At 35.1% G+C, this 21785-nt stretch carries 21 protein-coding genes; 1 reads left to right on the forward strand and 20 read right to left on the reverse strand.

Features of this window, described 5'->3' with window-relative positions; genetic code table 11:
• Nucleotides 1-139: 139 nt before the first annotated feature.
• The 8 genes from rnc to SPD89_RS00995 form a co-directional block, all read right to left on the reverse strand.
• Nucleotides 140-832, reverse strand: coding sequence for a ribonuclease III (rnc, locus tag SPD89_RS00960; protein WP_336260076.1), 693 nt, complete (start codon nucleotides 830-832; stop codon nucleotides 140-142).
• Between the two features lie 134 nt (nucleotides 833-966).
• The gene (gene acpP, locus SPD89_RS00965) at nucleotides 967-1200 is read right to left on the reverse strand and encodes an acyl carrier protein (protein ID WP_336260077.1); all 234 of its coding nucleotides are present in this window, start codon (nucleotides 1198-1200) and stop codon (nucleotides 967-969) included.
• Nucleotides 1201-1261: 61 nt separating this feature from the next.
• Nucleotides 1262-2005, reverse strand: a complete 744-nt coding sequence (gene fabG, locus SPD89_RS00970) for a 3-oxoacyl-[acyl-carrier-protein] reductase (RefSeq protein ID WP_336260078.1) — start codon at nucleotides 2003-2005, stop codon at nucleotides 1262-1264.
• A gap of 1 nt (nucleotide 2006) precedes the next feature.
• Nucleotides 2007-2948 carry an ACP S-malonyltransferase gene (fabD, locus tag SPD89_RS00975; RefSeq protein WP_336260079.1) on the reverse strand — a complete coding sequence of 314 codons (942 nt, stop codon included), beginning with the start codon at nucleotides 2946-2948 and terminating at the stop codon, nucleotides 2007-2009.
• Between the two features lies 1 nt (nucleotide 2949).
• Nucleotides 2950-3948 (reverse strand): phosphate acyltransferase PlsX, encoded by a 999-nt coding sequence (gene plsX / locus SPD89_RS00980; RefSeq protein ID WP_336260080.1) that lies wholly within the window; start codon nucleotides 3946-3948, stop codon nucleotides 2950-2952.
• A 2-nt stretch (nucleotides 3949-3950) separates the two neighbouring features.
• Nucleotides 3951-4520, reverse strand: coding sequence for a transcription factor FapR (gene fapR / locus SPD89_RS00985; RefSeq protein ID WP_336260081.1), 570 nt, complete (start codon nucleotides 4518-4520; stop codon nucleotides 3951-3953).
• A 92-nt stretch (nucleotides 4521-4612) separates the two neighbouring features.
• Entirely contained in the window at nucleotides 4613-6652 is a 2040-nt protein-coding gene (gene recG / locus SPD89_RS00990; protein ID WP_336260082.1) for an ATP-dependent DNA helicase RecG, read from the reverse strand.
• Between the two features lie 100 nt (nucleotides 6653-6752).
• Complete coding sequence (locus tag SPD89_RS00995) at nucleotides 6753-8408, reverse strand: DAK2 domain-containing protein (RefSeq protein ID WP_442961016.1); 1656 nt, start codon at nucleotides 8406-8408, stop codon at nucleotides 6753-6755.
• A 237-nt stretch (nucleotides 8409-8645) separates the two neighbouring features.
• Between SPD89_RS00995 and rpmB the strand changes: the two genes are divergently transcribed.
• Nucleotides 8646-8834 (forward strand): 50S ribosomal protein L28, encoded by a 189-nt coding sequence (gene rpmB, locus SPD89_RS01000; protein WP_336260083.1) that lies wholly within the window; start codon nucleotides 8646-8648, stop codon nucleotides 8832-8834.
• Nucleotides 8835-9151: 317 nt separating this feature from the next.
• Here the strand turns inward: rpmB and spoVM are convergent, their stop codons facing one another.
• The 12 genes from spoVM to remA form a co-directional block, all read right to left on the reverse strand.
• Nucleotides 9152-9232, reverse strand: a complete 81-nt coding sequence (spoVM, locus tag SPD89_RS01005; protein ID WP_336260226.1) for a stage V sporulation protein SpoVM — start codon at nucleotides 9230-9232, stop codon at nucleotides 9152-9154.
• A gap of 961 nt (nucleotides 9233-10193) precedes the next feature.
• Nucleotides 10194-10850 (reverse strand): ribulose-phosphate 3-epimerase, encoded by a 657-nt coding sequence (gene rpe / locus SPD89_RS01010; RefSeq protein ID WP_336260084.1) that lies wholly within the window; start codon nucleotides 10848-10850, stop codon nucleotides 10194-10196.
• Nucleotides 10843-11733, reverse strand: a complete 891-nt coding sequence (gene rsgA, locus SPD89_RS01015) for a ribosome small subunit-dependent GTPase A (protein ID WP_336260085.1) — start codon at nucleotides 11731-11733, stop codon at nucleotides 10843-10845. The genes rpe and rsgA overlap by 8 nt, the downstream gene beginning before the upstream one ends.
• Nucleotides 11734-13722, reverse strand: coding sequence for a Stk1 family PASTA domain-containing Ser/Thr kinase (gene pknB, locus SPD89_RS01020; protein WP_336260086.1), 1989 nt, complete (start codon nucleotides 13720-13722; stop codon nucleotides 11734-11736).
• Nucleotides 13716-14477 (reverse strand): Stp1/IreP family PP2C-type Ser/Thr phosphatase, encoded by a 762-nt coding sequence (locus SPD89_RS01025; RefSeq protein ID WP_336260087.1) that lies wholly within the window; start codon nucleotides 14475-14477, stop codon nucleotides 13716-13718. The genes pknB and SPD89_RS01025 overlap by 7 nt, the downstream gene beginning before the upstream one ends.
• 31 nt (nucleotides 14478-14508) lie before the next feature.
• Complete coding sequence (gene rsmB, locus SPD89_RS01030; protein WP_336260088.1) at nucleotides 14509-15861, reverse strand: 16S rRNA (cytosine(967)-C(5))-methyltransferase RsmB; 1353 nt, start codon at nucleotides 15859-15861, stop codon at nucleotides 14509-14511.
• 8 nt (nucleotides 15862-15869) lie between these two features.
• Nucleotides 15870-16811, reverse strand: coding sequence for a methionyl-tRNA formyltransferase (gene fmt / locus SPD89_RS01035; RefSeq protein WP_336260089.1), 942 nt, complete (start codon nucleotides 16809-16811; stop codon nucleotides 15870-15872).
• Nucleotides 16812-16822: 11 nt separating this feature from the next.
• Complete coding sequence (priA, locus tag SPD89_RS01040) at nucleotides 16823-19222, reverse strand: primosomal protein N' (protein WP_336260090.1); 2400 nt, start codon at nucleotides 19220-19222, stop codon at nucleotides 16823-16825.
• Nucleotides 19219-20427, reverse strand: a complete 1209-nt coding sequence (gene coaBC, locus SPD89_RS01045) for a bifunctional phosphopantothenoylcysteine decarboxylase/phosphopantothenate--cysteine ligase CoaBC (RefSeq protein ID WP_336260091.1) — start codon at nucleotides 20425-20427, stop codon at nucleotides 19219-19221. Before coaBC ends, priA begins: the two co-directional genes overlap by 4 nt.
• A gap of 86 nt (nucleotides 20428-20513) precedes the next feature.
• Nucleotides 20514-20711: a DNA-directed RNA polymerase subunit omega gene (gene rpoZ, locus SPD89_RS01050; RefSeq protein ID WP_336260092.1), complete on the reverse strand. Its 198-nt coding sequence runs from the start codon at nucleotides 20709-20711 to the stop codon at nucleotides 20514-20516.
• Nucleotides 20692-21327 carry a guanylate kinase gene (gene gmk / locus SPD89_RS01055; protein ID WP_336260093.1) on the reverse strand — a complete coding sequence of 212 codons (636 nt, stop codon included), beginning with the start codon at nucleotides 21325-21327 and terminating at the stop codon, nucleotides 20692-20694. Before gmk ends, rpoZ begins: the two co-directional genes overlap by 20 nt.
• A gap of 15 nt (nucleotides 21328-21342) precedes the next feature.
• A complete protein-coding gene (gene remA / locus SPD89_RS01060; RefSeq protein ID WP_336260094.1) occupies nucleotides 21343-21603 on the reverse strand; it encodes an extracellular matrix/biofilm regulator RemA in 261 nt (86 codons plus the stop codon).
• Between the last annotated feature and the right edge of the window lie 182 nt (nucleotides 21604-21785).

Raw genomic sequence — 21785 nt, forward strand, 5'->3', positions numbered from 1 at the left:
GGAAATCAACGAAGCTGTTACTAATTTACAAATTTTCACTACTCAACAGTATCCTTTAACTACATATCTAAGATTAAAGTATGTTAAAACTCTAAACTTTCTAGCTTTTAATCGTTCGTCTTTAAAATCGCATATCTTTTTATTCGTTATTCTTAGCTAATTCTTCCAACATTCGTTTGGCGGCACATTGTTCTGCTTCTTTTTTTGAATTACCAATCCCTCTAGTACGTACATCTCCATTTACAATTGCTTCAGCTACAAATTTTTTTCGATGAGCAGGCCCTTTCTCTTCGATAATAAGGTATTCCAGCGTATTTTTCTGATCTTCTTGAATTACTTCTTGTAATTTTGTTTTATAATCCATCGCATACGAAAAAGCATCAGTTATTATATTCGGAAATATTTGTTTTTCCAAAAAATCTTGGCATACGGTCATTCCTTGATCCAAATACAGTGCGCCAAGTAAAGCTTCAAATACATCCGCTAATAAAGCTTGTCTGTTTCGGCCACCTGTTCGTTCTTCTCCTTTACCGAGTAGGATATAATGATTTAATTCCAAAACTTCAGCAAAATGAAATAACGATTCTTCACAAACAATACTTGCTCTTAATTTTGTTAGTTCACCTTCACTCATTTCGGGAAATTTATTGTATAAAAAATCCGAAACAGCTAGTTCTAATACAGCGTCTCCCAAGAATTCCAACCGTTCATTATCAGACAAATGTTTTTTCTGATGCTCATTCACATAAGATGAATGTGTAAAAGCCTGTCTTATTATATCTTTATTCTGAAAAGAAATTGCTAATGTCTCTTCAAGCCTTTTTACATTCATAATAGCTCTCCTTTTTAATTTTATAAAACAAATGAAAAGTCCCGCAACATGCGAGACTTAAATTTTTTTGGTAGTTACAAAGTACTCTTATGTATACTACTAATATTTTGTATAATAACAATTTTTATACTAGCTTATTTATTTTCTTCTATATAGTTAACAGCATCACCCACTGTGTTGATGCTTTCAGCTTCTTCATCAGCAATTTCAAGATCAAACTCATCCTCTAATTCCATAACAAGCTCAACTACATCTAATGAATCTGCTTCTAAATCGTCTCTAAAAGAGGCTTCCATTGTAACTTGTGATTCTTCTACATCCAATTGTTCTACAATGATTTCTTTCACTTTTTCAAATACATCTGACATCTCTTTCACCTCCCTCCAATAGTATATGTGAATTAATATAAAATTACTAGTTTGACTCTACCTACATTACCATTCCACCGTCAACATGTATCGTTTGCCCAGTAATATATTTAGCATCATCCGTCGCTAAAAAGCAAACAACATTTGCAATGTCCTCCGGTTCGCCAAGTTTTTTCAAAGGTATTTGAGACAGTATGTCATCTTTTTGGTCTTCTGTTAAAACATCCGTCATGTCAGTAGTGATAAATCCAGGTGCAACCGCATTGACTAGAATGTTTCTTGTTGCTAGTTCCTTTGCAGTTGATTTCGTTAATCCAATTAATCCTGCTTTAGCAGCTACATAGTTTGCCTGTCCTGGATTTCCACTGACACCAACGATAGAAGCAATATTAATAATTTTACCATAGCGTTGTTTCATCATCTGTCTAGTGACTGCTTTTGTACATAAAAAAGCCCCTTTTAAGTTTGTTTCAATTACTTGATCAAACTCTTCCACTTTCATCCGCATTAATAAATTATCTTTCGTTATTCCAGCATTGTTTACTAAAATATCTAAACGACCAAATTCCTTCGTAACTTCTTTTATCATTGCCTTTACATCTTGTTCGTCTGCTACATTAGCACGGATTTTAATTGCTTTTACTCCTAAATCATGAAGTTCTTGAACAACTTCTTCGGCTTTTTGCTCATTTCCAGCATAGTTCACAGCTACGTTTACACCTTTTTTACCTAGTTCAAGTGCAATCGATCGTCCAATTCCACGTGAAGATCCCGTGACAAGGGCAATTTTTCCTTCAAGAGACATCTTACTCATCCTCCTTATACCATGACAAAAATTGTGAGAAAGATGCAGTATCTTCTATTGCAAATGTTTTAATTTTCCGGTCAATTTTTCTCACTAGTCCACTTAAGACTTTACCTGTACCTACTTCAACAAAAGCATCGACATTTTCTTTCAGCAAATTTCGAATGGATTGTTCAAATCGAACTGGAGAATACAATTGCCTAATTAATAATTGTTTAATTTCACTCTTATCTGTTACCGCTTCTGCTGTCACATTTGCATAAACTGGCACTTCCGCATTGCGAACATTTACTTGATTAAGAGAAACTTGAAATTCATCATTAGCCGGTTGCATTAAACGGGAATGAAATGGACCACTTACATTTAGTGGTAATACTCGCCTTGCTCCAGCTTCTTTTAAAAGTATTTCAGCTTGGTCAACACCGGCTCGTGAACCTGAAATTACAATTTGTCCAGGACAATTTAAATTAGCAATATCGACAATTTCTGTTTCGTCAACCTTATCCAGTTCTCTTTGTATAGTATTTTCATCCAAACCTAATACTGCTGCCATTGTACCTTTCCCTTTTGGAAAAGCTTGTTCCATTAACCTGCCGCGAGTTGCCACAAGCGGGAGTGCTTCCTCGATAGAAAGAGATTGTGCTGCGACGAGAGCGCTATATTCGCCAAGACTATGACCAATTGTTGCGATAGGCTGAATATTTTCTTTAGCAAGTAGTGAAAATGCTGCAATACTACTTAATAATAAGGCGGGTTGTGCATTTTCAGTTTCTGTTAATATCTCCGCTGGACCATTAAACATTATATCCGTAATATCTTTATTCAAACTCTCATTAGCAAGTTTATATAGTTGCTTTATTTCATCGTGTTGGTCGTAAAAATCTTTTCCCATTCCTACGACTTGAGAACCTTGTCCTGGGAACATGCATACAATTCTTTTCATCTTAGTCCACCTCTAGTTCTAACGTTTTAATTGTTTCTCCAATTGTCCCAATTACATTATTTTCAATCATATGGCAGGCCTGTTTTATTGTATGATAAATTGAACGATCATTCGATGATCCATGTGATTTAATAACTGGTGCAGATAATCCAAAAAGGGCTGCTCCCCCGTATTCTGGATAATCCAGCTGTTCTTTTAAATTTTTTAAATCACCTTTAATTAACCCAGCGGCAAATTTTGTTTTTAATGACGACGTTAATGTCTGTTTTAACAACTTCATTACATGAAGCGCTGTTCCTTCAATTGCTTTTAGTGTTATATTACCACTAAACCCATCTGTTACGACAACATCAGCGATTCCCTCTAACAGGTCTCTTGCTTCTATATTGCCAATAAAATTAATCGGTGCAGTTGATAACTGTGCAAAAGCTTTTTTAGTTAACTGACTTCCTTTTCCATCTTCAGTTCCAACATTTAATAATCCAACTGTTGGTTTTTTAATAAGTCGAACTTTTTCACTGTAAATAGAGCCCATGACTGCATATTGTACAAGGTTATGTGCATTTGCATCAACATTTGCACCTGCATCAAGCAGTAAAAATCCTTTACCATTGGTCGTAGGTAATGTCGGACTAAGTGCTGGTCTGTCAATTCCTTTTGTTCTTCCTACAACAAACAATCCAGCTATTACAAGTGCTCCTGTATTTCCGGCAGATATACACGCATCAGCCTTTTTTTCTTTCACTTCATTTGCCATTAGAACGAGTGAAGAATTTTTCTTGCGACGGATAGCGCGAATTGGCTCTTCATCTCCACCAATAACTTCTTCCGTATGGATAATTGAAATACGCTCATTACTAGTTAAGTACTTTTTTATTTCCTTTTCGTCTCCAACTAATGTAATATGTAAATCTTTCACATCTGAAATTGCATTCATTGCGCCTTCTACAACAACTTTAGGGGCATTATCTCCACCCATTGCATCTATCGCTATTTTCATATTTACTTCTCCTTCTCGCTAGAACGATACATGTGGAATATACCAGAAAAAACGACTTCATTTTTCACAAAACTATTAACGTGAACAACGGTGATCCCGTCTTCTTTAACTTCTTTAACTTCTGCCTTTGCAACAACTTGTTCATTTAATTTCACTTGTCTCTTAAACTTAATCTCTGATTTTCTAGTTAAAGCTAATTCATCATCGATTACAGCAACTGCCAACGAATTAGCTTGTGCGAATAAATGGTGTCCTCGTGCTATTTTATTTCTAGAAAATACTTGTTCAGACTGTATTTTCATAATTGAAATAGCACGTCGATCAAGTTCTAGATCGATAATATCTCCAATTACTTCGTCTAACGGAAGTGACTTCACCGTTTCATTCCATTGATTTGTTGCAACAGATTTGATTCTTTCACGAAGCTCTGGGATAGCAAGCTCTAAACGATCTAATCGTATTGTCTGTACACTGACATTAAAATAATTAGCTAGTTCTTCGTCCGTTATAAAAGGGGTTTCTTCAATTTTTTCTACTAGTAATTGTTGCCGCTCCATTTTTTTAAGCCTCATCATTATCCACATCCATAGTGTCATAATTATGACTAGGTAATAACAGTAATATATAACACCATGTGTAATAATGCAAGTAGAATTTCGTATATTTAATCAAATCTCTGGTCTCCAGATTCCTCCTCTAAACGTTCAGATAATTTTTGAAACGCTGCATCTTTTTGTAATAAATTATGTTGAAAAATATACTGTGCATCTTGGCGTGCTACTTCAAGAGCTCGATAATCATGGATAAGATCGGCTACTTTAAACTCTGGTAACCCACTCTGCTTTTTACCAAAGAAATCACCTGGTCCTCTTAATTTTAAATCTTCCTCTGCTAATTTAAAACCGTCCGTCGTCTCCGTCATAATTCGCATTCTTTCCTTACCCACTTCTCCTTTAGGATCAGCTATTAAAATACAGTAGCTTTGTTTATCACCACGCCCCACTCTTCCTCTTAATTGATGTAGTTGTGATAATCCAAAACGTTCCGCATCATATATTACCATTACACTAGCATTCGGTACATTTACTCCTACTTCAATAACAGTAGTAGCAACTAAAACATGTATTTCATTCTTCATAAATTGTTTCATAATCAACTCTTTTTCATCAGGGGGCAGCTTCCCATGGAGTAAACCAATTTTAATCGTTTTAGAATAATAATCTTGTAATTGATGGTATAAATCGATCGCATTTTGATAATCAAACACTTCAGATTCTTCGATAAGTGGAGAAACAATATAGGCTTGCTCTCCTGCTGCTACTTTCTTTCTAATAAATTCAAGTACACGATTGAGCATATTCTCTTTTACCCAATACGTTTCTATTTGTTTACGACCTTTAGGCATTTGATCGATTATAGATATGTCCATATCACCAAACGCTGTAATAGCAAGTGTACGTGGAATTGGGGTAGCCGTCATAAATAATACATCTGGGTGAAGCCCTTTTTCTCTTAACATTTTTCGTTGCTCTACTCCAAAACGATGCTGTTCATCAATAATCACAGTTCCCAAATGGTGAAAAACAACTTCTTCTTGAATCAGGGAGTGTGTACCGATTACAATTTGAATCTCATTATTTTTTATTCCTTCAAGGATTTTCTGACGGTTCTTTCCTTTTACTGAGCTTGTCAGTAAACCGATCTGTATGTTAGAATCCATCATTTCCCTAATAGATTCATAGTGCTGTTCTGCCAATATTTCTGTGGGCACCATTAAAGCACCTTGACGATTAGCTTGTACTGAAGCGTAAAGACAAATTGTTGCTACAGCAGTTTTCCCCGACCCGACATCTCCTTGTAACAGCCGATTCATTTGAATAGGAGACCTCATATCATTAAATATTTCTTGCAACGCTTTTTCTTGAGCAACCGTTAATGTAAATGGAAGATGATCAATAAATTGATGTACTTTGTTATTTGGAAAAACCTGTTTAAAACCTTTATTAATAGATTGATTTTTTTGTTTTAGTAAGGCCATTTTTAACTGAAATAATAAAAGTTCTTCATATACAAATCTTCTTCGAGCATGTTTAAGTTGTAATTGATTTTCTGGTCGATGAATCTGTTTAATGGCTTCACTTCTTGTTGGTATTTTATATTCTTTTAAGTAAGTTGCTGGAAGTAATTCTTCAATCTGATCAGCATATTCCTGAATACATTGTTTCAGCAAATTACTTATTCTTCCGCTTGTTACATTTCCTTTCACAGAATAAATTGCTTGTATATTTACATCTGTATTTGGTTTCCCTAATTGATAATTATTTACAGTTATTTGCAATCGGTGTGCATCCCACTTACCTGTTAGCGTAACTGTTGTCCCTTTCGTTAAATGCTTTTTTGCAAACGTTCTGTTAAACATAACTGCTTTTACTGTTACTTGATCAACTTGTAGCATAAATTGAAGTCGAGAGCTTTTTCTACCGTAAGTTACAGTTGGCGGATACATTACTTTTCCGATTATCGTTACGTTTTCATCATGAATCAGTTCACTTAAAGGCTTGATTTCTAAAATATCATAACGATAAGGAAAATGCTCTAGAAGATCTCCTACTGTATATATATCCATTAGATTTAAATCGTTTTTTACTTTCTCTCCAACACCTGTTAAAGTTTCGACTGGTTCATTCAACAATTTCTTAACCACTCTTTTCTTTATTGATTGAATACGATTCTAAGTACTATAATTATAACAAATTGATAATAGACTGTCCCAATAAAAAAAGTAAGGCATGATGACGGCTGCCTTACTCAATCATAATAATAAAAGAATATATAGGTTGATTCCCTTTGTGTAATTCTATCTCTGTTTCCTCAAAGTGTTGATGCGTGAATTCTTGTAAAGAAATAATCTCTCGCTCCGAAACATCTTCTCCATAAAAAATTGTAACAATTTCATCATCTTCATCAACCATCTTTTGAAGTAAACTACTCACAGTTTTTATTTTATCTGTATTCGTGACACGGATCGTTTCATCATTTAATCCCATATAAGAGCCTTGCTTTATTTCCATTTGATTAATTACTGTATCTCTTGTTGCATACGTCACAAGGCCTGTCTTTACATCTTTCATGCCTTTCAACATATTTTGTTCATTTTCTTTCATTGAAGCTTCTTCTTCAAAAGCAAATAAGGCACTAATACCTTGAGGGATCGTTTTCGTTGGTATAATAATAACATTTTTATCTGAAAGTAATTTAGCTTGATTTGCAGCCATTAAAATATTTTTATTGTTCGGTAAAATAAAAGTATGTTTTGCATTTACTTTCCTGATTGCAGAAAGAAGTTCTTCTGTACTAGGGTTCATCGTTTGTCCACCTTTAATGATGTAGGTAGTACCAAGACTTGTAAACATATCTTCTAGTCCACTCCCCGATGCAACAGCAATAATTCCATATTCTTTTTCTTCTTGCATACTTGTTTCTTCATCCTGCTTTTCGACGATCGACTCGTGTTGTTTACGCATATTTTCAATATCAATCTTTACTAATTCTCCAAAAGTTTGAGCATGATTCATAACTTTTCCCGGGAACTCTGTGTGAATATGCACTTTCACCATATTTTTATCTGCCGCAACAAGTAAAGAGTCACCATATTCACTCAATTGATTACGAAACCTGTTTTCATCAAACTCACTTATATTTTGTTTATTTAATTCGACAAAAAACTCTGTGCAATAACCATATTCGATTGAATCAGCGCTAATAAACGATTGAGCAGAACGTTCATGTTCTAAATGGATCATCTTTTCCATATCTATTTCCGACTCTGCCACAGGTAGCTTGTCCCCTTTTAATGCCGCTAGAAATCCCTCATAAATTACAACTAATCCTTTGCCACCAGAGTCTACTACGCCAACTTCTTTTAAAATAGGTAATAATTCTGGAGTTCTCTCTAATGATTGCTTTGCTTCAGAAACTACTGCATCTAACAACTTAATAATATCCTTTTCTTCATCAGCTAATTCAATAGCTCTTGTTGCTGCATCTTTTGCTACTGTTAAAATTGTTCCTTCTACTGGATTTGTAACCGATTGATATGCCACTTTCACTCCATTATTTAACGCATTTGCAAAAGACATACTAGATATTTCCTTTTCTTCTTGAAGACTTTCCGAAAAACCACGAAATAGCTGGGATAAAATTACCCCAGAATTTCCACGCGCTCCCATTAATAGCCCTCTAATGAACGAGCTAAGAATTATTGGTAAATCTGCACTTTTTCTTTCATTCAATTCTTTTACACCTGAACTCATTGATAAGTTCATATTTGTTCCAGTATCGCCATCTGGCACTGGAAATACATTTAATTTATTTATAATATCTTTATGAATAGATAAATTATTTGCGCCTAATTGAATCATCTTTATTAATAGAGCGCTATCTATTTTATTAACTTTCACAATTAAATCCTCCTCTAAATCCCAAGATCCTATGCATTCATTAATAGTACTAAGTATAATTAAAATCGTACTACTATATTGTACATATAATTTACAATAAGGAAAAGAATACCCCTTTTTAATTCGAATTTATTCTTATTATGAGCAAATGGAAGAAATATTAAATTGCATTATTGGATTTGATATGATAAATTAAATAAGTATGAAATGACACATGTATGTTAAGGAGGGGTTTGTATGTCAAGAAAATGTGTTATTACTGGACGTAAAACAGGAACTGGAAATAACCGTTCACACGCGATGAATGCAAATAAACGTAATTGGAAAGCAAATGTACAAAAAGTAAGAATTATGGTAGATGGCAAACCAAAACGAGTATATGTATCAGCACGTGCGTTAAAGTCAGGTAAAATTAAAAGAGTATAAGTCAAGACTTAATAATTTACCATTAAGTAAATGTTGAATATACCATGTCAAAAAGCACCCATTCAATTGGGTGCTTTTTTAGTTCTTTAAGAGGATCTTCAAAAAGTCCGGTAAAAATGAAACTGCGAATTTCGCACGAATGCTTGTTTCTCCGCTACTCGTGGTATCTAAATGCATACGGGAGCTACGCCGCCTCGAACTTCTTGGTCCTTTTCATCCTTATTGAACACGCACTTTAAGTAAAAAGTGTTTAAGATAGATAATAATCTAAAAAAATCTAGGGGATGTGCCAAATATGTTAGAATAAGCATACTGAATTAGTCCTTTTTAAACATCCCCATTATTACACGAACAAAACCACCGATAAATCTTGGGAGCTTAATCGTATAAAACTTCATTTACTCCTCCTCCTAATCACTTAAAAACAAATAATATAAAATTATACTCACGCTCTTCTAATATAATCTTATGCAGAAAAAACAATTATATGATTTTAAATGAAAGGAAAGAGAAAAATTAATTACGTAACTTCCGCAAAGTGAAATTAAGATCGAACCATTGAAAAAAGTGGAAGCACACTTCCAAAGCAAACTTTGGATAACAGGTTATTCTTTTAAATTTCCTAGAATATCTAGAAGCTAAAGCTTTTTTTCAACATTTGAAGGATATTGTGCAGTAGTGAAAATTTGTAAAACCTGGTTACAGCCTCGTTGATTTCCGACTCCGGGCAGTTCGCGCATCCTTAGGCACGGCTGTCTGCCTTAGAAGCAGAAAACCACTGCTTCTGAGTCTTCCGACGTACAGGATGTACAAGTGCAGACGAAGACATGAGGCCGTGGCGTTCTTAGTCTACGTTCCTATGTTGCTTTTCCCACGACGCACAGGACGTGCAAGTGTCGGCGTTGGTCATAAATCTTTACCGTGGGACGAAAGCGTAACTACAGTCCCAGGACGTGACCGCTTTTAGCCGACCAGGAGTCGACTGTCCTCCGACGCCAACCAACCATTGTGATAGTGCGTAGATGTTACCTTCACCATTCCAGCGAAGGAAATGCACGGAGACTCCTGCGGGAGGATAGGCCTAGGTGAGACTACGCAGGAGCAAAGTGACAAGTAGGCTCAGCAGCCACCAGCGGAAAGCGCAGTGTATTTCCGTAGCGGTAGAACTGTTGCTATTTGAACTTTACTGCACAGCTTGTAGATATTCTATAAACACACTGAATCTTTTACGTCGGACGAGTTACTCAGTCTTTATTTATAGAAACAACTATTTCAAGCTCTTATAAAAGGGAATCAAATACATGCTAAGCATAATGTAACTACCTGTATCGCCTTGCATGAATGATATGAAAATTGAATTCAATCAATAATTGCTTTTCTTAAATCCTCTATTGCTTTTTTCCGATCACTTTTATTAAAAATAGCACTTCCTGCAACAAGTACATCGGCTCCAGCATCTGTACATAACTTTGCCGTTTCTACATTTACTCCTCCGTCAATTTCAATTTCATACTGATAATTATTTTGTTCTCTAAGTTCCGCAATTGCTTTTATTTTTGGAATCATTTCATGAATAAATGATTGACCACCAAAACCAGGATTCACTGTCATTATTAATACAAGATCAACATATGAAAGAATTTCTTTAATCATTTCGATTGGGGTAGCTGGATTTATGACTACTCCTGCTTGAACATTCATATCCTTAATAAGCTGAATCGTTCGATGTAAATGTGGGCATGCCTCTTGATGAACAGTTATAATCGACGCTCCTTTTTCAGCAAATGTAGGTATATATTGATCCGGATTTTCAATCATTAAGTGAACATCTAAAGGTAAATTTGTTACTGGTTTAATTGCTTCAACAATTAGTGGGCCAATGGTTATATTTGGTACAAAATGGCCGTCCATTACATCGACATGAAGATAATCGGCTCCAGCTTGTTCCACTTCCTTTATTTCTGCTCCCAATTTTGCAAAATTCGCTGATAAGATTGATGGTGCTATTTTAGTCATTCGTATACCTCGGCTTTCTTTCTATGATTTCTAGTAAAAATTGCAAATAATGTTTATAACGGTATTTATTAATTTCACCGTTATCTACAGCTTGCTTTACAGCGCATTTCGGTTCTTTATCATGCAGACACCGGCGAAATTTGCAATCATTTCGCTTCTCTCTCATTTCAACAAAGCAATCTGATAATTCCTCTGCCTCTAATTCATTTAATTCAATCGCACTAAAACCAGGTGTATCGGCAACAAGACCGTCCTCAACTTCTAATAACTCTACATGGCGAGTAGTATGTTTTCCCCGACCTAAACTGAGTGAGATTCCTGCAGTTTGTATTTCAAAGGCTGGGTTAATTGCATTTAACAAAGTTGATTTTCCAACTCCAGACTGCCCCATTAATACAGTAATTTCATTTTTGAAAAAATGTATTATTTTCAAAAGATCTACATTTTCTTTTAATGATAAAAATTCAAATCGATAGCCTAGTTTTTTATATTCTTCTTTAAAAGCATTCATCTTCTGTATTTCTTGTTTGGTTGCTAAATCTTTTTTTGTTACGATAATCATTGGTTTGATTCTTTTTGATTCCACAATGACCAAAAATCGGTCTAATAGTAATGAGCTAAAAGTTGGTTGGCTTACAGCGCTAACAATAATAGCTTGTGTTACATTCGCAATGGGAGGACGAATAAATTCGTTCTCCCGTTGCTTTATTTCTTGAATATAACCTTCCATATTTTCCGTTATATCAAAGGTAACGAAATCACCTACTAATGGTGTGATGTTTTGATTACGAAAAACTCCTCTTCCTTTACAAGCATAAATTCCATTATTCGATTTAACATAATAAAATCCACTTAACGCTTTAATGATTCTGCCTTCTGCCATTTATCCACCTTCCTTATATTCTACAGTTCGCTGAATAATTACTTCTCCATCACGTACAACTTTATATTCTGCCGTTTCACCTGGAGCAATTACCATCGTTAAAGTATATTCTTGATCTCCTTCTATTTCATCTTCGTGAAAAACATTTGATAATGAATTATTTAAGTCTTCTACATAAATTTGTACTTTTTGAGATGTTGCCAATTCTCCCTCTTCATTTTCTTCAGGTTGAAATGGAACAGTAAATGTAACATTATGAGATTTCGGTGGCAATTCTTTCTGCCCTTTTGAGATTACTGCTTTTACAACACTGCCTTCAGTTAACTCGGTATTTGCTGCAGGATCCTGGCGAATCACTGTTCCCTCAGGAGCATGATCCGAGTATTCTTCACTTAAATCTAATTTTAGTCCATTTTTCTTAGCATAATCTTTTAATTGTTCTAAAGTTAGCCCTGTCAAATCACTTAAACTAATCTTTTTAGGGCCATCACTAATTTCAAAAATAACTTTCGTCTCACTTGGTACAACTTCACTTTTAGGAGCAGGTTGAATTTGGGTAATGATTTCATCAACCGGTTGTTCCGATATTTTTTCATATGCAATGACTTCATAACCTTCATCATCTAATATCCGTTTTACTTGATTATAGTTTTCTCCAACATAATCATCAAACTCTACTTTTTCTTTTCCATCACTGACAAAAACATCTACAGTTGATTTCTCTTTTATTGTTCTTCCTTCTCCGGGTTCAGTTTTTACTACTAACCCTTCCTCAATTTCATCAGAGGAGATTAGCTCCTTATTTACTTTTAAATTCAAGTTCTCTAACTCCTGTTTAGCTTCTTCAAATTCCATTCCGACTAGATCATCTGGAATTGTTACATCCTTTGGAGCATTTAAAGCGAATATGACAATGGCTGCAATAGCAAGAAACAATAGCAGAAAAGTACCAATGAACCATTTTCTTTTATACCATTTTTTCTTCTTTTTATCAGGTGATACTGGATCGTTTGTTTCTTCGTTTGTTGTTGGTGGTACATCATCATTATTGTGAACAATAGTGGTGTCTTGTTCGCTCATTTGGAGTTTTTCATCCGTAATAATCGGTATTGCTTTTGTTTCTTCCCCTTCTTCAATAGGTGGTTTAAATACTGCTTCATTCATCTGAGCTGGATCTAAAGCTACATTAAGTGCTTCTTCCATCTCATAAACACTTTCATAACGGTGAAATGGATCTTTTGCAGTAGCTTTTAAAACTATATTTTCAACACTTTGAGGAATACTTTCATCTATGCTTCTAATCGACGGTGTTTCATTTTGTAAATGTTTTAAAGCGATTGAAATCGGTGACTGTCCCGAAAACGGTAAATGACCAGTTAATAGTTCATACATCACAATCCCAAGTGAGTAAATATCTGATTTTTTTGTTGCCATTCCACCACGGGCTTGTTCAGGTGATAGATAGTGAACGGAACCTAAGATAGAGTTTGTTTGCGTTAAAGAAGTCGCACTTAATGCAATAGCAATTCCAAAATCTGTCACTTTTACATTTCCAAAACGATCCATTAATATGTTTTGAGGTTTAATATCACGATGGATCAAGCCATTTGCATGTGCATGTGCAATTGCATCGGTTAATTGTTTCATAATATTTAGAGCTTCATGAACATCAAGAGGTCCATTTTGAATAATGTATTCTTTCAAAGTTAACCCATCAATGTATTCCATGGCCATATATAAAATATGGTTCTCTTCACCTACATCAAATATATTAACTATATTAGGGTGAGAAAGACTTGTTGCCGCTTGGGCTTCGCGATCAAATCTTTCGATAAACTCCGGATCATTGGCAAATTCAAGACGTAATACTTTTATAGCTACATCACGGTTTAAAATAATATCTCTCGCTAAATAAACATTGGCCATACCGCCTCCACCAATTGCTCGCTTGATGCGGTAACGCTCACTAAGTAGGTGTCCTTCTAGCATGCTGGATCACCTTCTTGATCTTGTTCTAATTTTTGGATGATGGCTAGTGTTATATTATCTTCTCCTCCACGTTCGTTCGCAATCTGGATAAATTCTTTTACTAAACTATGAATATCTTCCGTTTCTCGTAACCGACGTTCAATTTCGTCATCGGACACTTTATTTGTCAGTCCATCAGAACATAAGAGTACACGATTATTCAAATCCCAATTTATTGTTTCAACATCAGGTTGAACAGTTTCCTCCGTTCCAACTGCTTTTAAGAGAACATTTTTTCTCGGATGCTGTTCTGCATCAAGTTCAGTTATTTGTCCAGTACGAATAAGTTCGTTTACAAGAGAATGATCGCTCGTTAATTGTTCAAATTTTGTATCATTAAGTAAATAGCAGCGACTATCTCCTATATGAGCGATGGAAACAAAATCATTTGTACAAACACTTACAACAACGGTAGTCCCCATGCCGTCATATTCTTCTTTTTCGGATGCATGATTATAAATAGTCGTATTCATTATCGCCATAATTTCTTGAAGCCAGTTTTCGGCTTCTACTGGTGTATGTATTTCATCTACTTTTTCCCAGTGTTCTTTTATAATGGAAACAGCTAATCCGCTAGCTACTTCACCTGCCAAATGGCCACCCATTCCATCTGCAACTATTGCCAGTAGCTGTCCCGATTTGTTGTAAAAAATCCCCCCTGCATCCTCATTAATCGAGCGCATCCTACCCCGATCCGTTTTAAAATGTCCATTCATTTCCATCACCTCTTTTATAAAAACCAAACATTTAGTAATGATCCATTTTTATTAATCTCGTCATAAAAAATCCATCCGATTGGATCGTTTGAGGAAAAAGTTGTAGCCCAAATTTAGTAAAATATAGATTAGGCATCAAATCTTTAATTTCTTCTTTAAATGACTCGTCTATAGTAAAGTTCTTATTCTCATGTAAAAACGCTTGTACAACTGCTTCGTTTTCTTGCTTGTCAACCGTACATGTACTATACACTAATTTTCCACCTTTTTTTAATAAGGGAGCTACATGTTCCAAGATAGAAGTTTGAACTTCATGTAGTTTATAGATGTCTTCAACACGTTTATTATATTTAATATCTGGTTTTGAGCGTATAACTCCCAAACCGGAACAAGGCGCATCGATTAAAATACGATCAAAACTTTCTCGTTGGTGAATTTCCTGTAACTTTCTTGCATCACTTTGTCCCACTTTAATATTGGTTAGTCCAAGTCTTTTAGCATTTTCTTCAATGAGTGTTAATTTATTTTTATGTAAATCATAAGCATGAATCGTACCTTTATTTTCCATTAATTCCCCTATATAGGTTGCCTTTCCCCCTGGTGCGCTACAAGCGTCCAATACATTAAAATCAGGTTCTACTTGTAAAGCTATACTTGCTAGCATAGAACTTTGATCTTGTACCGAGACTAATCCGTCAGATAATAGAGTTGTTTTCAATATATTCCCTTGTTGAATTATTATACCATCTTTAACATAGGGGGATATTTGTGCAGTAATTGCTTCATTCTGTAAATGTTCAATTGCTGCTTCCCGACTAATTCGTAACTGATTTACTCGAAGACTGACCGGTTTTTTTAATAAATTAGTTTCACACATTTCCTTTGTTACTTTCAAGCCATATTGGTCTACCCATCTTTTGACAAGCCAAAATGGATGACTTGTCTCAATCGATATTTTTTCGATTGGATCGGTTATTTCATTTGTATTTGGTACCCCTTTTCTTACGATATTTCTAAGAACACCATTAACAAATGAGGCGATTCCTTTATGACCTTTTTGTTTGGCTATTTCTACGGCCTCATGAATAACTGCGTATTCTGGTACCTTATCTAAGAACTCTAGTTGGAAAACCGACATTCTAAGTAAATTCATCACCCAATCGGCTACTTTTTTTGGGGAGCGAATAAAAGGTTTTAAATAATAATCTAACGTTAGTTTTCTTTCAATCGTCCCGTATACTATTTCTGTTAGCAGTCTCTCATCTTGCAATCCTAACTTTTCGCATTGTATTGCTTGAGAGATAAGTAAATGGCTAAAACTACCTTCCTTTTCAATTCGGATAATTAAATCAAGGGCTACAAAGCGTACATTGTTTTTTGGCATAATTTTTTTCACTCCAGCACGTGTCCTACTTTAATCTCCTCTGGATTTCCTCTTAAAAACTCACTAACTTTCATCCTTTTCCGACCAGCAAGTTGGAAATCAGAAATAGCAATGCCTTTATTATTGCCACAGATGACAGTAAATGATTCATTATCATTAATACTCACAATTTCACCTGGTCGCTTGTCTTCATAACGTCTCTCATCAAGATCTGCCCAACAAATTTTCATTCTGTTTCCATTATATTTCGCATAAGCAACCGGCCAAGGATGGAGGCCACGTATATGATTATAAATTTCCTCATTCGATCTATTCCAATCGATTCGTTCTTGTTCCCTTGTAATATTTGGAGCAAAAGTAGCTTTGGTTTCATCTTGTCTAATACGGTCATTCGTTCCAGCGAAAACAGAAGGTAATGTTTCCATTAAAAGTTTCGCGCCGACATTAGATAATGTATCATGTAGAGTACCAACATGATCTGATGTAAGAATTGGAACTTTTTTTTGTGAAATAATATCTCCTGCATCTAACTTCTCAGCCATATACATTATCGTAATTCCTGTTTCCTTTTTCCCTTCTAGAAGGGAATAATGGATCGGAGCCCCTCCACGTAATTCTGGTAGTAAAGATGCATGGACATTAATGCAACCATACTGAGGAAAATCCAGAACCGCTTTAGGGAGTAATTGACCATATGCTGCTGTAATGATAAGATCTGCTTTATATTTTAAAATTTCTTCATACTCTTTACTTAATTTTTCCGGTTGTAAAACTGGAATCCCTGCTTTTTCAGCTACTTTTTTAACTGGTGGTGCCGACAGTGTTTGTTTTCTTCCTTTCGGTCGATCGGGTTGTGTTACGACTAATACAACTTCATATTCAGATTGAATAAGACTTTGTAAAATTGGAACAGCAAAATCTGGTGTTCCCATAAAAATAATTTTTTTCATAAAATCCCCTTCTACATTAATTGATATGGATTAAAATCGATCATTATTTGTAAATCTCTTCTTCGTTCATCTTCAAATTCTTTTAAGATTTCCATCATGTATTGTTGTAAATAAGGTTCGTTGCGATACTTTATCATCAACTGATACCTGAACCGATTTTTTATCCGGGTTATTGGTGATGGAGACGGTCCTAATATGAGAGACGATTTATTCAACCTATGTTGTAACATATTACGTATTTGCTGTGCTACTGTATAAATCTTCTGCTCATTCTCATGGGTAATAGTGACTAAAAGTAAATAGAAATAGGGAGGATAAGAGAAAGTTCTACGTATTTCCATCTCCCGCTGATAAAAACCAATATAATCGTAATTACTCGACAGTAAAATACTATAATGATCCGGTGTATATGATTGCACAATCACTTCTCCCGTTAACGCATGTCGACCGGCTCTACCGCTTACTTGAGTAATAAGTTGAAACGTTTTTTCAGATGAACGAAAGTCAGGTAAATGTAACATGGAATCAGCTGCAAGTACACCAACTAAAGTGACATTTTCAAAGTCGAGTCCTTTAGCAATCATTTGAGTACCAAGCAAAATATCCGCTTCTTGATTTGCAAATTTCTTAAGTAGTCTCTCGTGGGCACCCTTTCTTCTTGTCGTATCTACATCCATACGAATAATTTTCGTTTCTGGAATAAGTTTAGTTAAAGCTTCTTCAACCCGTTCTGTACCAGTACCAAAAAAACGGATAGAATCACTTCCACAACTTGGACAATGTGTGGGCATCTCTGATTCATATGAACAATAATGACATTTGAGAACATTATCACGTTTATGGTAGGTCAACGAAATATCACAATGTGGGCACTCTTCTACATGACCACAATCACGGCAAAGTGCAAACGTTGAATACCCCCGTCGATTTAACAGTAACACAATTTGTTCTTTTTTAGACAAGCATTCATTTATTTTTTCCATTAAGGTTCTAGAAAACATCGTTCTATTTCCGGCATGAAGCTCTTTTCTCATGTCAATAATATCAACTGTTGGCATTTCTTTTTCATTTGTACGTTTCGTTAATGTAAGTAAGTGATAAACTCCCTTTTTGCCTCTTGCATATGACTCTAAAGTAGGAGTAGCACTGCCTAAAACAACTGGACAATTATTATACTCCCCGCGTTTAATCGCTACATCTCGCGCATGATATCGTGGAGACTCTCCTTGCTTATATGTGGTCTCATGTTCTTCATCAATAATTATTATTCCTAAATTTTCAAAAGGGGCAAATATTGCAGATCTTGCCCCAACAACTACTTTCACTTCTTTTCGTTGGATTTTTCTCCATTCATCATATTTTTCTCCAACAGATAAAGCACTATGAAGAACAGCTACATTGGAACCGAATCTTCCTTTAAATCGTTTAACCATCTGTGGAGTTAAAGCAATTTCGGGAACAAGCACGATTGCTTCTTTCCCTTTTTGTATTACTTTTTCGATTGCTTGTAAATAAATTTCTGTTTTTCCGCTACCTGTCACTCCATGAAGTAAGAATGTTTTATGCATATCTGTCTTAACCGCTTCATCGATTGGTATTATCGCCTTCTCTTGTTCCTTTGTTAAGGTGAGATTTTCAGTTTTTGGGAATTTCTCTTCATACGGATCACGGTATACTTCAACCTTTTTAATCGTTAATAAATTCTTATCAATTAAAGGTGTTAAATTATTTTTATTAATTTTGAGCTGTTCATAAAGCATCTTTTGTTCAATTGGTTTTGGATATTGGATAAAAAACTTCAGGATTTCCCTTTGTCTTGTTGCTTGTTTTGGTAAATTTTTGTGTTCCGATGCTAGAATATCTACGTGCGAAGGCACAATATATACTTTATATTGCTTCGTAGCTTTTGATGAAACAACATATTGAACAGCCAAATCTCCATTTTCAATGTAATGTTGTAATTGCCGGTAACTTCCTAATAATTGAACTGTTTCCTCATATGAGAGGATGTCCTTCTTCTTAAATGCATCTTCAAGTGTAGCGATTAACGGTATGTCCGTTAATCGGATAACTTCTTTCTCATATTTCGACTTCAACACTTGGGGAAGCATTGCCTGGTATGTTGTAATATATAAAGATACAGTTTCATTCGCCAACCACTTCCCAAGCTTGAGCAGCTCAGCAGTTAATACGGGTGTTACATCTAAAACATCAATAATTTCTTTTAAATGATCATAATTTGATTCTTTAATTCTTTTAACAACAAAACCTGAAATTTTTCTAGGGCCAAATGGAATAACGACTCGCATGCCTGGTTGCAAGATGTCTTGAAATTTTTCGGGAATATAATAATCAAATGTTTGGTTAATAACACTTGACGGAACATCTACAATAACTTTTGCTATATTCACTTAACTTCTTCCTTTAAATCACGAGCAATTAAATAAAATATTTGTTCTGATATCTCATCTTTTGAAGCAAGAGGTAATCTTTCTGAGGCAAGTTGTTTATTCAGGTAAGTAACAATATTTGTATCTACCGCAAAACCTGCTCCCTCTTCTGCAACATTGTTAATGATGATAGCGTCTAAATGCTTTTTCTTTAATTTTTCTTTACCATATTCCATAGGGGTAGTTGTTTCAGCAGCAAAACCAACAACAAATTGATTCGATTTTTCATCACCTAACGATTGCAAAATGTCTTTTGTTCTTTCCATTTCAATAATTAAGTTCCCCGTCTGTTTTTTCATTTTTTGGTCATGCGTAACTACTGGCCGATAGTCCGCTACTGCTGCGGCTTTAATAACAATGTCCGCATCTTCAAAATGATCCCATATCGCTTGGTACATATCTTCGGCCGTTACTACATCTATTCGGTTTATATTTGGATGTTTCGTTTGTTGGTCAACTGGACCTGCAACTAATGTTACTACCGCACCAAACTTTGCGGCTGCTTCAGCAAGTGCAAAACCCATCTTACCAGACGAACGATTTGAAAAAAACCTTACTGGATCTATTGCTTCCCGTGTTGGTCCAGCGGAGATTAGTACTTTTTTTCCCTCTAATAAATTTGCATGTTGCTGGTGCTCTGAAATTACTTTTATAATGGTTTGAGGTTCTTCTAGTCGACCTTTCCCTACATAACCACATGCCAAATAACCTGCGCCAGGTTCAATAAAGTGATAACCCCAATCTACTAATTTTCTCATATTGTCAATTACTGCTGGATGTTCATACATATGTACATTCATTGCAGGGGCAATATAGATATCCGCTCTCGTTGCTAAAAGTGTCGTAGTAAGCATATCATCCGCTATTCCATAGGCAATTTTGCTAATAATATTTGCGGTTGCAGGGGCAATAATCGCAATATCTGCCCAATCAGCGACATCAATATGAGCAATTTTATTTGGGTCTTTTTCATCAAAAGTGTCTGTATATACATCATTTCTTGATAATGCTTGAAACGTTAAAGGCGAAACGAATTTTGTAGCTCCATTCGTCATCATTACTCTAACATCTGCCCCCTGCTGCGTTAGTTTACTCACCAGGTCACATGCTTTATATACAGCGATTCCTCCTGTAACTCCAAGTAAAATTTTTTTGTTTTGTAACATGGAAGCACCTCTTTATTTATACATCTTATGAAATAATCTATTTATATGGTAAAAACCCTTGCAGTAATTAGCAAGGGTAGTAAACGTTAATCTGTTTCTTTCACGTATAATTTGTCATTATAAATTTCTTCAAGCGCAATTCCTACATACGTTGAAGATTTATGGTTTTCAACCAAGGGATTACTTTCATTTTGTAATTCCCTTGCTCTTCTTGCTGATACAGTAACTAACGTATATTTAGAATTAATTTTTTCTTGCAAACTGTCAATTGATGGTTCTAGCATCCGTGTCATCCTCCAAAATTTTTTTATATTGTTTTTCAATTCGTTCTCTTTTGCAATGTTCGCTAACAATAATTGATTTTACTTTTGATACAGCTAAGTCAACATCGTCATTTACAACAACATAATCGTACTCGCTCATCATATCTATTTCCTTTTTTGCTTCTTTAAGACGATTAATGACTAATTCACTCGATTCTGTCCCTCTACTAACGATTCTGTTTTTCAACTCTTCAAGACTTGGAGGGAAAAGGAAAATAAACACTCCTTCAGGAAAGCTCTTTTTTACTTGCAGTGCACCTTGAACTTCAATTTCTAAAAACACATCATTTCCTAGTTCCAGTTGCTCTTCTACATATTCTCGAGGAGTACCGTAATAATTATTAACATATTTTGCATATTCTAAAAGCTTCTTTTCATGAATCATTTTTTCAAAAGCTTCTTTTGTTTTATAAAAATAGTCTACGCCTTCTTTTTCACCAGGTCTTTTTTGTCTAGTAGTTGCCGATACAGAATATTTTAAATGTGTTTCCTGTTCAAATAATCGCTGCCTGACTGTACCTTTTCCAACTCCCGACGGTCCAGATAATATAAACAAGATCCCTTTTTCATCAAACAAAATTGTTCCTCCTAATTAATCCTCAGTTAGTTCATCATGATTAAGAACTCGTTGTCCAACTGTTTCAGGCTGAACCGCAGATAAAATAATATACGAACTATCCGTAATGATAACAGCTCTAGTACGTCTACCATATGTAGCATCTATTAAATTGTTATTTTCACGTGCTACTTGAACAATACGTTTTATTGGTGCTGATTCTGGCGATACGATCGAAATTATTCGATTCGCTGCAACAACATTCCCAAATCCGATATTAATCAAATGTAATCCCAAAAGTTTGACCTCCAATTCGGTCTTTATTTTTACAATATGTATTTTTAACCATAATATTAGAAAACTTGGCTTATCGCCAAGCCTTGGCGAAAGCCTTAGTTGCACTTACGAGTGATTGACGTGCTAGTACTGGCACCTGAGACAAATCTTTACGGTGGGACGAACGAAAGTGCGATCCCAGG

Source organism: Pseudogracilibacillus sp. SO30301A (genome assembly GCF_037072025.1).
Lineage (GTDB): Bacteria > Bacillota > Bacilli > Bacillales > Amphibacillaceae > Pseudogracilibacillus.

Excerpts from the sequence above, each read along its gene's own strand:
- rnc (WP_336260076.1), bottom strand. The coding sequence starts at position 832 with ATGAATGTAAAAAGGCTTGAAGAGACATTAGCAATTTCTTTTCAGAAT.
- rpmB (WP_336260083.1), top strand. The coding sequence starts at position 8,646 with ATGTCAAGAAAATGTGTTATTACTGGACGTAAAACAGGAACTGGAAAT.
- acpP (WP_336260077.1), bottom strand. The coding sequence starts at position 1,200 with ATGTCAGATGTATTTGAAAAAGTGAAAGAAATCATTGTAGAACAATTG.
- fmt (WP_336260089.1), bottom strand. The coding sequence starts at position 16,811 with ATGAAAAAAATTATTTTTATGGGAACACCAGATTTTGCTGTTCCAATT.
- rsmB (WP_336260088.1), bottom strand. The coding sequence starts at position 15,861 with ATGCCAAAAAACAATGTACGCTTTGTAGCCCTTGATTTAATTATCCGA.
- plsX (WP_336260080.1), bottom strand. The coding sequence starts at position 3,948 with ATGAAAATAGCGATAGATGCAATGGGTGGAGATAATGCCCCTAAAGTT.
- rpoZ (WP_336260092.1), bottom strand. The coding sequence starts at position 20,711 with ATGCTAGAACCATCAATTGACAGTTTGCAAGAAAAAATTAATTCTAAA.
- fapR (WP_336260081.1), bottom strand. The coding sequence starts at position 4,520 with ATGAGGCTTAAAAAAATGGAGCGGCAACAATTACTAGTAGAAAAAATT.
- fabG (WP_336260078.1), bottom strand. The coding sequence starts at position 2,005 with ATGTCTCTTGAAGGAAAAATTGCCCTTGTCACGGGATCTTCACGTGGA.
- rsgA (WP_336260085.1), bottom strand. The coding sequence starts at position 11,733 with ATGGCAGAAGGCAGAATCATTAAAGCGTTAAGTGGATTTTATTATGTT.
- rpe (WP_336260084.1), bottom strand. The coding sequence starts at position 10,850 with ATGACTAAAATAGCACCATCAATCTTATCAGCGAATTTTGCAAAATTG.
- spoVM (WP_336260226.1), bottom strand. The coding sequence starts at position 9,232 with ATGAAGTTTTATACGATTAAGCTCCCAAGATTTATCGGTGGTTTTGTT.
- pknB (WP_336260086.1), bottom strand. The coding sequence starts at position 13,722 with ATGCTAGAAGGACACCTACTTAGTGAGCGTTACCGCATCAAGCGAGCA.
- SPD89_RS01025 (WP_336260087.1), bottom strand. The coding sequence starts at position 14,477 with ATGAATGGACATTTTAAAACGGATCGGGGTAGGATGCGCTCGATTAAT.
- fabD (WP_336260079.1), bottom strand. The coding sequence starts at position 2,948 with ATGAAAAGAATTGTATGCATGTTCCCAGGACAAGGTTCTCAAGTCGTA.
- coaBC (WP_336260091.1), bottom strand. The coding sequence starts at position 20,427 with ATGTTACAAAACAAAAAAATTTTACTTGGAGTTACAGGAGGAATCGCT.